The organism is Escherichia sp. GZ89 (assembly GCF_019366485.1).
Classification (GTDB): Bacteria; Pseudomonadota; Gammaproteobacteria; order Enterobacterales; family Enterobacteriaceae; genus Escherichia; species Escherichia fergusonii.
In genome coordinates this window covers 210,942-222,870 of sequence record NZ_JAEOHX010000002.1, presented here as the reverse complement: position 1 = coordinate 222,870, position 11,929 = coordinate 210,942, and the positions used below count along the sequence as shown (strand labels likewise).

Sequence of the window (11,929 nt, the reverse complement as noted above, 5' to 3'; positions counted from 1 at the left end):
TTATCTCGCTTTATCGTTGAGTACCTCAAGAATATCCTGGCTATGGATTAACTCATTTCCTTCACTACTGATAACCTCAATCCATTGACCATCATTCATGTTTTCGCTGCATTCCACCTGACGACCATTTTTTATGACTAACAGATCGCCGGGTTTAATTTCATATAGATTAATCATAATTTCTCAGAAAAAAGTGGTCAGATTTTTTACTAACAGAACATTCTGATCAAGAATGATCTCCCGTTTTAATACCTGATAACTATCACCTGTTGCTATCAAGGTATCGTAGCGTTTCCCCGCCAGAAGATTGACCTCATATTCCACACGATTCAGATACATAATGAAGTGACAACTGGTACTAATAAGCAATTGATTATCTTCATCCTTCCTGACGTCCAGCACCCGCACATTACTGATTAAATGGGTCGTGCGCGATAACGGTTCTTCCGCGTAGTGAACACCCGTTAATATTTGTTCTACACGCTTGGTTAATGTCCATTTCCCTTCATCAAACCAACTAATATCATTACCGAGGACTGTATTCTCTTTTGCCGCGTGCTGACCAAATTTAACATTGCGACGCATCGGCATAAAATAGACGATATCGTCATGTAATAAATCCAGCCATGCCTGAAAATTCCGTTCATCTAATAGACTCGCTTCGGCATAAAAAAAATCGGCAATTTCCGCTGTAATAGCTAAACGTTCCTGCAATGTCATAATTTGACTCCTGGTGGTGTGGATGATCCTTGATGAAAGAAACAGCCAATATCGATAATAGTTCCAGAAATAGCCTGCGCTTCGTCAGATAATAAAAAGCGGATCGTAGCCATCATGTCTTCACCATTTACAGCTCTTCCCGCTACGCTACCAATATACGGCTGCGCTACCCCCTGACCATATTCTTGATTGCGCCCCAGGCTCATGCCTCCTGCAATACCACCACCACCAGGAATCACCATATTGACTCGTATACGATCAGCAAAATAATCCAGTGCCATTGCAGCATTAAAAGCGATCAGTCCACCTTTGCTTGCGGCATAGGCCAACATATTGGCTTTTCCCCAACCCGCGCCGGAACCTACATTAATAATACTGCCGCCATTTTGCTGCTGCAGATAAGGAACTACCGCCCGAGCCAGTAAATAAGGGCCTTTTAGATTTACTGCCAATACCCGGTCCCATAAACTCGGTTCAGTATCGGTGGCTTTACCCAAAGGTCCAATCGCGGCATTGTTCACAACAGCATCGATACGGCCATAATGCGAAAGAGCACAGTTAACCACGGCGGCGATATCCTGCTCACGAGTGACATCCGCTTCGAGTACCTGTAGCGGCAAATGCTCTTGCTCCGCCTCGCTGCGCATCGCCTGAATGCTATTTTGCGCGAGACTGGCGGGTTGCTTGCTATCAAGACCAAACGCGACCACGTTATACCCTGAGCGAGCAAGCCCCAGTGCAATTTCTCGCCCCAAACCAAACGTTCCTCCGGAGATCAGTACCGTTTTCATGAATTTGTTCTCCGTAAAAACGCCGGATCATCCTGTCCGCTCAATACCTTCCAGTTTGCATTTTGCAAATAGTCGTTCCAGCGGCGATAAAACCCACGAGCCATATGTTCAGTAACCGAAGTACTGACATCTCCTTTGATTTGAATACCGTTAACCACCGGATCCAGCTGCGAGGTGTTCATCGATTGCTGGTAGTTAAACGGATAACGCTGAGAAATTGTGCCGGAACACGCGCGTGTGGCATAAAGCCAGTTTTCCATATCATCCTGCTCGGTCATACCTGCCGGGCCGGAATAGCGCATGTAATAGTGACGAAGGAAATCTTTCACTTTTTTGGGCGCATCTGCGTCAACCAGGAAAAAACGCCAGCCTTCCGTTTCAGTTGCACTATGAGGATGCCAGACGCAGAGGCTGCGCGGCTGGGTGCCATGAAAAGAGGTATTCGGGAAAATGGTGCCCACAAAAGGCCGCAGACGGTAATCATCCCCTTTTGCTGCTTTGCGCTTTTCAAAACAGGAGCGGAAATACTCTTCAATTTCCGGATCATTTTTAAACTGCTCGACATATTCCTGGCCTTCCGGCATTACTGCTGAGTGCACGCCGTGTCCATGAGGGAAACTGACCCACACATGCTTTGAAAACTCCAGTTCATTGTCGCGACGTCCTTTAACGCCTTGCTCTGCTGACGGGCCAATGCCAATTAAATCTACCGAGCGGTGGCTGGGATTGTGATAAGTGTCGCCAAGAAAGTTTTCTGCGGCATATTTCCAGTTTGCCGGGAAAATCCATTTATGTACCCCCACCACTTCCGAACCGCCAGGGCGTCCGTCCCGGCAATCCAGAGCCAGATCAAGATGAGTAACAGCATCGCCAAGATAATCGAGAAATTCCGGTGCTTCGGCATCCCAGGTCGCCCAAATTGTGCCTTTATAGACGGCCAGTTTTGCCACTTCAATTAATGACCACTCTTTTTTATCGAAACAGTCCCCATAAATATCTTTTTGCATCGGCACACCACGTAATTGCCCATCAGTTGAAAACGTCCAGCTGTGATAAGGGCATGTAAATAACGAGGTATTTCCTGATTCATAACGGCACACTTTCATACCACGATGACGGCAGGAATTCAGAAATACATGGATTTCACCTGCTTTATCGCGTACCAGAATGACTGACTCTTCTCCCATACGAGAAGTGAAAAAATCGCCGGGATTAGGGATCTGACTTTCATGACCGATAAAAAGCCAGGCGCGCGAAAACACCGTTTCAAGCTCTTTTTTATAGACCTGATGATCAGAAAATATTCTTCTGTCCACCACACCTACGTTGTTATTGATGTAGGTATCCTGCGAAGTAAAATTCGTCATAGCTTTTACCTGTAATTAATAAATAACGGCAGCGCAAAAATATCAGGCACCAGAACATATAACCTTACTTTATTTATTGTTATTACTTCTGATATCGATACATTTGCGAAAACCAGGGCTTCCAACACTGTTTTGAGTCTATGTTTCACGTCGAAATCTTGTCAACATGTTTACTAAATTATTTTTTCATATAGTGACCGATTAATATCCTTACAACATTAAGGTCATTTGTAGAATCACGACAAAGCAGGAAAATAAAGACATTCTTTTGTGATGAATGTCATTATTTTGCTTAATGACAACTTGAAGTCTCGAATCTTTCATTCTTAAATTGATAAACATGTTAACAAATAGAGTAAACAAAATGGCAAAGATAACGTTTATTGAACCTGACGGTACAAGCAAAACAGTGGAAGCAACGGATGGTCGTTCTTTAATGGATGCTGCGGTAAAAAATGGAATTAAAGGTATTCAGGCTGAATGCGGAGGGGCCTGCTCATGTGCGACCTGTCATGGTTATATTGAAGACAACTGGATTGAAAAAGTTGGCTATGCCGTCGATGATGAGTTAGATATGCTGGAATTTGCCAGTGATGTACAAAAAAACTCTCGTCTGTGCTGTCAGATAAAAATCACATCCTCACTGGAAGGTATTATTGTGCGATTACCGGCCACGCAGGGGATGTAATTAATCGCTCCATAAAACCACACAAAAATAGTCGTTATCTATAGTGATTTATTTTCATATTGTTGTTAGCAGTAAGTACATATGTTTGCCCGATGACGATAATTGGCTGGTGATTTAAATAATTGCCAGCCAGTCAGCGTTGAGCCCGTTACCTTACTTTATAATAAGTGTAAATTATGAATACTACTGAAGCGTGTAGCCAAAATTCGTACAAGGATTCTGACATTATCTGGAAGAAGATACTGTACCGCATAATGCCGATTTTATTTATGGCTTATGTTTTTGCCAACCTTGACCGTGTGAATATTGGTTTTGCCAAAGCTCAGATGAGCAATGATCTGTCCTTTAGTGAAACGGTGTATGGGTTTGGCGCCGGATTACTCTTTATCTCTTATTCATTGTTTGCTGTACCCAGTAACCTGGCACTACAACGAATTGGTGCCCGCCGATGGATTGCCATATTAATGATTGCATGGGGAATTCTATCCACATGTATGTTTATGGTGACCACCCCAATGGAATTTTATGTATTGCGCTTTTTGCTGGGCGCAGCGGAAGCGGGCTTCACCCCTGGAATAATGTATTACATTACCAAAAACTTTCCTGCCCATCTGCGCGCGAGGGTCACGGCAATATTTGCGCTTGGCGTTCCATTTTCAGGCATAATGGGCGGCCCCCTTTCAGGCTGGATCATTGTCAGTATGCATGACTTCTTAAATATGCATGGCTGGCAGTGGATGTTCCTGATTGAAGGTTTGCCAGTGGTCATTTTAGGGATGGTCGTAATGGCGGCACTTCCCGACCACATTTCCCAGGCCAAATGGTTAAATCAGGATGAACAGCGTCTGGTTGTCGCGTCATTAGATGATAAACAAGAGTCGCAAAAAAGCAGTGTAGCGCACGTTAATATTCTCTTTAATAAGTATATCTGGATGTTAGTCGCTATCTATTTCTGTGTTCGACTGGCGATCAACACGACATCTTTCTGGATGCCAACATTTATTCACAGTACCGGCATTAAAAATGATGCTGTAGTGGGATTACTGACTGCAATACCTTATATTTTTGGCGCTATATTTATGTATTACCTTGCACGGTCGTCTGATTTTAAAAATGAACGACGCTGGCATTTAATGAGTGCACTTATTCTTGCCTCACTTGGAATGTTGTTAGCCGGGCTGTTTGATGCCAGTACCTTCATGACGATGGTGGCGTTAACGGTTCTGGGAATGGGTTCATCTGCAGCATTGTCGATGTTTTGGTTGCTACCCCCCCAGTTTATGTCACGGGCGGCACTGGCAGCAGGCCTTGGCTTAATCAGTACCTTCGGCAGTATTGCATCTTTTGTTGCACCAATATTGATCGGCTGGGTACGCGATACCACTAACAGCTCATCTCTGGCCTTGTATATCCTGAGTGGTGCAATACTGTTTGGTGCGTTTCTGGTCTACTTAACGCCCAAACAATACCGCCCTGGCGGACCACAACCATTGATGCCAGAAGAAGCAAAAGCCAGCAGTTGATTTTGTATCTATGCCCCTGCGAAGCTGTGGTTAATCACAGGGGCTGCCCATTACTTATTAAACACCTGCAAAAAATCAGGTATTTCCCCGATAGATTTCCCTAAAAGATCACCGCATATTTTATTTATAATAAACAGCCAGTGATATTACGCTAAAGTCTTTTGCACCTGGTTGAATGATATTCATAAAAGGGAAATAAATAATGTCTACTTATGAGGATTTTTTTGGTATGAGTACCAATTTCACTGAGAAAAATACTGAATATGAATCAATTATGATTCTGGCGCTAGGTAAAGATATAACCTATTGTTTAACTTGTCCTAAACGCGTAAACAAAGTTGATAATCACTGCTTTAATAGTTGTAAGCGAGCAAAATCCCCGCAATAAATCTTGTACATATTAATAGCCAAAAAGGATATTGACGTTTTAGCAACGATCGGTCCTGAATAAGATAATTCTGCACATCTCCCTCTGTAATTCTTGACCTAGTTAACACTCCACTCTATACCATTACGCCAAAAGGCGTTTTACTGGTAAATTAATCGGTCTGGTCACTATCAAAGGAAATGACAATGGGTAAAAAATCGGCGAAAAAAAGCCAGTCAACAAAGAAAACCGCCATCAGGGAACAGACCCCGCGCAAGCCTGCGCAATTCGGTTATGACGAGATGTTAAGCGAGCTGGAAGCTATTGTCGCTTCGGCTGCTGCGCGACAGGAGCAAGAAGAAACAGCCTGATCGATAAGGCCGGAAATTCCCCCCCATTCCGGCCTCCCCCTGCCCTTATATTGGTCAAAAACCAGAGACAAATCACACATCTAATAATTAACGCGCTAATTATTTAGAGTGAATTCGTACAATCTCGTTGTGCGAATTTAAGGATAATTAGGGTATGAAAAACAATATATTAATATCTGGTATAAGCTGCAAAGCTTGTGGATATTTCGTGTTCGCCAGCAAAGAAGATTTATATTTATCCTCAGTCGCAGGATAAATAAATATTCCTGTTCTTTATCGCAAAGATATTTTCAACGCGCTTTATGCGCCATAATTTCAATTATCTGCCGGTCTGTATGTTGCATTGCATGACTGGCGAGTGCGCACAGGTTGGCAATAGATTGCTCGACATCATGCGCCACAATCCCTTCATTACCGGTTACTGCCGTATTATCCAGGGCCATCAATACAGCTTTCCATGCTGACGATGCGCTTGTTGACACCTTCATCGCGCAACTGTTTGAAGCGCCATCACAAATCATTCCACTGACATCACCAATCATACTGCTGATTGCCATCGCAATGGTGCTAAAGCCCCCATCAACCAGCCACGCCATCCCTGCGGCAGCCCCCATCGCTGCGGTCGTTGCTGCACATAACGCCGAAAGCCGTGGTAGCTGATTGTGGATATAGATGGCACTCAGATGAGACAACATCAGTGCCCTGGCAAGCCGCACTTCATCAGCGCCCACATGTTCAGCCACCACCATCACTGGCAGCGTGGCGGCAATGCCCTGGTTACCAGAACCGGAATTACTCATTGCCGGAAGCGTGGCTCCCCCCATTCGCGCATCCGAAGCCGCACTGGTACGAATGACAATCGAGCTGGCGAGATCTTTCGTCATCAAACCTTTTGCACACTGTCTTTCCAGCGTTGCACCAATATGTAAGCCCCAATTACCACTTAACCCTTCCTGAGAAAGTGCACCATTGAGTTTTGCGGCATCAAGAATAAAACGAATAGAATCAAACGGAACGGCGTTGATAAAGTCATAGATTTGCTCCAGAGAAGCGGTTGCCAGTACTTTCAGGGGCGATTCCTGTACTTCCCCCTGCTCTACAGGGGGCTGGCTAAATATCACGCCTTTATCTGTTTCGATACTCACAATATTGCTGTGCCCGCCGATTATGGTGACACATGCCCACGCCTCACCACGGCTAACTTTTGCGCGTGCAAAAAGGATTTCGTCACACGGTTGCTCTATTTTCACCGTCACTTTGCCCGCAGTGAGCATCTCTTTTGCTGCGCTAATATCTGCTGCCGTGGCACGTTTAAGCACTTCCAGCCCGGCGTCAGGATCGCCCCCCAGCGCGCCTAAAGCCGCCGCAACAGGTAAGCCCACCATTCCGGTGCCGGGCACCGTTACCCCCATCCCATTTTTCATCAGATTAGGCGAAACCCAGGCGTCAATACGATCCGGCTTACCAGGCAGATGGAAAGCCGCTGTCGCAGCTGCCAGCGCCAATGAAATCGGCTCTGTACAGCCTAAAGCTGGTTTAACTTCTTCCTGCACAGCAAGGATAAAACTCTGCCATAACGGGTTTAATGATGTCTCACACATAGCAACAACCTTTAAAGGAAAACGCCAGCAACGGAGAAATACGTAGCACCAAACCGCTGACGCGAATAAACACATATGCTTGATAAGTATGAGAAAAATGATACGCGTTTAGAGAGAGAAATACTTACTCAAAGAGTCGTATAATATCACCAGGCAAGTAATATTTTTCTCCAATTACTTTATACAGAGAAAAATATTTCTTCATTTGATGAAGATCACAATAAAAAAATGGGCGAAGTTAACCACGCCCAGAGGATGAAAAAGAGAACCTGTTTACGTAAGTACCGTTCAGAACACTTTGTAGACAATATTTGAAATCGTCAGCAGACCAATAGCGGTAACAAAAACGTTATCTATTCTCCCCCGATATTTCGCCAGCGACGGAACTTTATGAATGGCATACATCGGCAGAAGACAAAGTAGCGAAGCGATTATTGGTGCTCCCATCGCTTCAATCAAATCCAGAATATTGGGATTAACGTAGGCTACAAGCCAGGTCGACCCCATAATGAACACCATACTTAGGGTATTCAATTTACTCATCGAAATTTTACTTTTGTCGCCCTTATACGCGAACTTAATAATCAACCTATTTAGCCCTTCCAGCGTACCGAGATAATGACCAAAGAAGGATTTAAAAATAGCAACCAGAGCAATAATAGAGGCGGCATATTCCAGCGTCAGAGCAAAACTTGACTGCGAACCTGACATCGAAGAAAAGTGATTTGCCAGATAAGAAAGCACAGGAATATTTTGTACTTTGGCCTCTGCCATATTTTGTGGAGAAAGAGCAAACAAGCAACTAAAGGCGAAGAACATCACTACTGCGACCATCAATATACTGGCGCGGGAGATAATTTTGGAACATTTACGTTCGGTAAAGTCGCGTCCAAACTTCTTTTCATACTCTTCACGTTTAAATACGACAAAAGAAGAGACAATCGGCGAGAAGTTAAAGGAGAACACCATAATAGAAATTCCCAGCCATACGGTTACCAGAATACCGTCATGTCCAGTAAGCGACAGTGCACTGAGATCCACCTGATCGATAACGGCGGAGTTCCAGTAGGGAATCAATGAAAGAGAAATTAACACTAAAGAGGCAATAAACGGCCACACCAGAAAACTCATCACCTTCACCATCAGATCCCTACCAAACCAGATGATGACCGCCATTAGCAACAATAAGAACAGCGCGACAAAACCGCGGTTAAGCGCGGGCAGATGCAGTTGGTTTTCCCAGAAGGTCATAAACGTATTGGTAATCGTGACCCCATAAATCCACAACAGCGGGCAGATAGCAAAAAAGTAGAGGAAAGTGATCACCACGCCCCCCGTCTTTCCGAAGTGTTCTTCTACCGTTTCGGTAATGTTACCGGAAGGATTAGCACCTGAGAGGCACAAACGCGCCAGCGCCCGATGGCAATAAAAAGCAATGGGATACGCCAGTACCAACATCACTAAAATAGGGATCAAGCCGCCAAAACCTGCCCGAATAGGAAAGAACAACACACCAGCACCAATAGCTGTACCGAACAATCCCAGTGTCCAGGTAGTATCTGACTTACGCCAGTAAGAATGTTGTGCCTTGCCAGAGACTATGTTATCAGTCGAACTCATATCCTGATCCTTACAAAAAAATTAAACGTCAACAAAATCGATTATTTGAGAAATGCGGGAAAGATCGATATTGCCACCAGAAATGATGCTGACGGTTTTTCTGTTCTGGATATCACTATCGAGTTTACCGCTTAATAATGCCGCACAGGCTAATGCTCCAGCACCTTCGGTGACAACTTTATTACGCTGAATTAAGGCAATAATACTGTTACGGATCTCATCCTCACTCACCAGGACAATATTATCGACAAGTTGGCGAACAATTTCATAGGTTATTTGACCTGGGCGAGAAACATCACAACCGTCCGCCAGGGTGCTGCCCGTTCGGTGAGTGGTTATATTTCCGGCAAAAAATGACGCCGCCATGCCGTGAACATTTTGAGCTTGCACGCCAATGACTTTAATCGTCGGGTTAATTGATTTAATCGCAAGGGCGATGCCGGAAATTAACCCACCACCACCGATAGGTACAATAATATTATCTACATCATAGAGATCTTCTAAAATCTCCAGACCAATTGTTCCCTGACCTGCAATCACTTTCGGATCATCATAAGGAGGAATAAATATACGGCCCTCCATTTCAACAATTTCACTAACTTTGGCAATGGTTTCATTGAAGTTATCGCCATGCAGGATAACCTGTGCAGAATAATCCCTGGTAGCTGCCACCTTTGACTTTGGTGCTACTTTTGGCATCACGACTTTGCTATCAATACCTAACATTGCACATGAGAGAGAGACGCCCTGTGCATGATTCCCGGCAGAGCAGGCGACAACGCCTTTACTTTTTTCTGCATCCGTGAGCGAACAAAGTTTATTGAATGCGCCACGAATTTTAAACGACCCTGTGCGTTGCATATTTTCAAACTTAAGAAAAATATCTCCCTTGCAACATTCACTAAAATAGTTAGAGCGAGGCATCCCGGTTTTATAAACTCGCCCTGCCAGACGGTGCTTTGCCTCAATAATGTCTTTAATCGTCACCGGAAGATCATATGTTATATGCATTTAAAATAGACTCACACTACCGAATTCATGACATCAATAATGCTGAGAATTGTAAAAAATAAGAAAATTGTGTTATGTGCGCCAACTCACAAATTATATTTTATATTTATCCATAAGAATATCAGACGTTAATCAGTACAACCCTACTCCATCTCTGGAATAAAAATCATAAATTTTAAAGACTATTTGATATTGAATACCAGGTCATATCAAGCATGGTCAACTGATAATGCCAAAGCATTAAAATTATTTAAATATCATTCTTTTTAAAAAAGATGAATTATCTTAGACTTTAAAGAATTTAGGCTTATAAATATCTTTTTAATTTAATGTGCTTTTCACCTTCACACTTTGATTCCGTAACAGCCTATTCCTCCTGATAATAAGAAAATGGCATACACACTCCCACTGCTTCATTGAAATTCCATCAGAATTATTCATCACTACAGGCGTATAGCCACCTGAGTGCAAAAAACGTAATAGGCCGTGGTGACTAATGGATGCGGCACCACGCGATAAGAGATATTCAGTTCCCGCTGACGTTGAAACAGGTATTTTTCATTCACCTGGTTTGCTCCTGATTAGTTTTAGGAATTTCAGCATTATTAAGATTCAGGCGGTAACCGCCATTTACGTCAGATCAAATAAACCATATAAAACTCATGGTTATAATGTGAACTCATTTCATCATCTCCCGTGGTACGGGGAAGGAAAATCATGTCACTTATTACCGATCTACCCGCCATTTTTAATCAGTTCTCTGAAGCTCGCCAGAAAGGTTTTCTCACCGTTATGGAGCTTAAAGAACGGGGAATCCCCCTCGTAGGAACATACTGCACCTTTATGCCTCAGGAGATCCCGATGGCTGCCGGGGCGGTTGTGGTCTCATTGTGTTCCACCTCTGACGAAACTATCGAAGAAGCAGAAAAAGATTTACCACGTAATCTCTGCCCACTTATCAAAAGCAGTTACGGGTTTGGCAAAACCGATAAATGCCCCTATTTCTATTTTTCTGACCTGGTAGTAGGTGAAACAACCTGTGATGGAAAAAAGAAAATGTATGAATACATGGCGGAATTTAAGCCCGTCCATGTAATGCAACTGCCGAACAGTGTGCAGGATCAAGCCTCCCGCGCGCTGTGGAAAGCTGAAATGCGGCGTTTGCAGGAAGTCATAGAAACGCGTTTTGGTAAGACGATCAGCGAAGAAGCTCTGCGGGAAGCGATAGCACTTAAAAACCGCGAACGCCGGGCACTGGCAGACTTTTATCATCTTGGTCAATTAAATCCGCCTGCACTCAGCGGCAGCGACATCCTGAAAGTGGTGTACGGTGCCACTTTCCGTTTCGATAAAGAAGTGCTGATCAGTGAGCTTGAGGCGATGACAGCTCGTATTCGCCAACAATGGGAATCTGGCGAACGGCTGGATCCTCGTCCCCGTATTTTGATCACCGGCTGCCCGATTGGCGGTGCGGCAGAAAAAGTTGTACGGGCGATAGAAGAGAATGGCGGTTGGGTGGTCGGTTATGAAAACTGTACCGGGGCGAAAGCTACCGAACAGTGTGTCGCTGAAACAGGCGATGTTTATGATGCATTGACCGATAAATATCTGGCAATTGGTTGTTCCTGTATTTCACCTAATGAACAACGGCTTAAACTTCTTAGTCAAATGGTAGAAGAGTACCAGGTCGATGGCGTGGTGGATGTCATTTTGCAGGCATGTCATACCTATGCGGTGGAATCGCTGGCTATTAAGCGCCACGTTCGCCAACAGCACAACATTCCTTATATCGCCATTGAAACGGACTACTCCACTGCGGATATCGGGCAACTGAGCACACGTGTGGCAGCGTTTATTGAAATGTTGTAAG

Annotated in this window: 12 protein-coding genes; 4 read left to right on the top strand and 8 right to left on the bottom strand. The window is 44.1% G+C overall.

The window, feature by feature from the left end; translation table 11 throughout:
• From K0335_RS05390 to K0335_RS05375, 4 genes are read right to left on the bottom strand one after another with little or no spacing between them, the layout of a single operon-like run.
• Positions 1 to 177, bottom strand: coding sequence for a hypothetical protein (locus K0335_RS05390; protein WP_002431344.1), 177 nt, complete (start codon positions 175 to 177; stop codon positions 1 to 3).
• Between the two features lie 6 nt (positions 178 to 183).
• A complete protein-coding gene (locus K0335_RS05385) occupies positions 184 to 720 on the bottom strand; it encodes a 3-phenylpropionate/cinnamic acid dioxygenase subunit beta (RefSeq protein ID WP_000174909.1) in 537 nt (178 codons plus the stop codon).
• Entirely contained in the window at positions 717 to 1,511 is a 795-nt protein-coding gene (locus K0335_RS05380; RefSeq protein WP_000859691.1) for an SDR family NAD(P)-dependent oxidoreductase, read from the bottom strand. The genes K0335_RS05385 and K0335_RS05380 overlap by 4 nt, the downstream gene beginning before the upstream one ends.
• The gene (locus K0335_RS05375) at positions 1,508 to 2,878 is read right to left on the bottom strand and encodes an aromatic ring-hydroxylating dioxygenase subunit alpha (RefSeq protein ID WP_000181135.1); all 1,371 of its coding nucleotides are present in this window, start codon (positions 2,876 to 2,878) and stop codon (positions 1,508 to 1,510) included. Before K0335_RS05375 ends, K0335_RS05380 begins: the two co-directional genes overlap by 4 nt.
• A 364-nt stretch (positions 2,879 to 3,242) precedes the next feature.
• Here K0335_RS05375 and K0335_RS05370 point away from each other — a divergent pair, with 364 nt between their 5' ends.
• The 3 genes from K0335_RS05370 to K0335_RS05360 all read left to right on the top strand — a co-directional run bounded on the left by K0335_RS05370 (position 3,243) and on the right by K0335_RS05360 (position 5,827).
• Positions 3,243 to 3,566 carry a 2Fe-2S iron-sulfur cluster-binding protein gene (locus tag K0335_RS05370; RefSeq protein ID WP_001074142.1) on the top strand — a complete coding sequence of 108 codons (324 nt, stop codon included), beginning with the start codon at positions 3,243 to 3,245 and terminating at the stop codon, positions 3,564 to 3,566.
• A gap of 254 nt (positions 3,567 to 3,820) precedes the next feature.
• On the top strand, positions 3,821 to 5,089 hold the full coding sequence (locus tag K0335_RS05365) for an MFS transporter (RefSeq protein WP_052728122.1): 1,269 nt from the start codon (positions 3,821 to 3,823) through the stop codon (positions 5,087 to 5,089).
• A 573-nt stretch (positions 5,090 to 5,662) separates the two neighbouring features.
• A complete protein-coding gene (locus tag K0335_RS05360; RefSeq protein ID WP_000516870.1) occupies positions 5,663 to 5,827 on the top strand; it encodes a hypothetical protein in 165 nt (54 codons plus the stop codon).
• A gap of 290 nt (positions 5,828 to 6,117) precedes the next feature.
• Here K0335_RS05360 and K0335_RS05355 read toward each other — a convergent pair whose 3' ends face one another.
• From K0335_RS05355 to K0335_RS22435, 4 genes are all read right to left on the bottom strand, one after another.
• On the bottom strand, positions 6,118 to 7,428 hold the full coding sequence (locus K0335_RS05355) for a serine dehydratase subunit alpha family protein (RefSeq protein WP_219393759.1): 1,311 nt from the start codon (positions 7,426 to 7,428) through the stop codon (positions 6,118 to 6,120).
• 288 nt (positions 7,429 to 7,716) lie between these two features.
• On the bottom strand, positions 7,717 to 9,048 hold the full coding sequence (gene tdcC, locus K0335_RS05350; protein WP_219393758.1) for a threonine/serine transporter TdcC: 1,332 nt from the start codon (positions 9,046 to 9,048) through the stop codon (positions 7,717 to 7,719).
• Between the two features lie 21 nt (positions 9,049 to 9,069).
• Positions 9,070 to 10,059 (bottom strand): bifunctional threonine ammonia-lyase/L-serine ammonia-lyase TdcB, encoded by a 990-nt coding sequence (gene tdcB, locus K0335_RS05345; protein ID WP_104920251.1) that lies wholly within the window; start codon positions 10,057 to 10,059, stop codon positions 9,070 to 9,072.
• 443 nt (positions 10,060 to 10,502) lie between these two features.
• Complete coding sequence (locus K0335_RS22435) at positions 10,503 to 10,625, bottom strand: hypothetical protein (RefSeq protein ID WP_257710940.1); 123 nt, start codon at positions 10,623 to 10,625, stop codon at positions 10,503 to 10,505.
• Between the two features lie 151 nt (positions 10,626 to 10,776).
• Between K0335_RS22435 and K0335_RS05340 the strand changes: the two genes are divergently transcribed.
• Positions 10,777 to 11,928 (top strand): double-cubane-cluster-containing anaerobic reductase, encoded by a 1,152-nt coding sequence (locus K0335_RS05340; protein ID WP_104920097.1) that lies wholly within the window; start codon positions 10,777 to 10,779, stop codon positions 11,926 to 11,928.
• The last annotated feature ends 1 nt before the right edge of the window (position 11,929 follow it).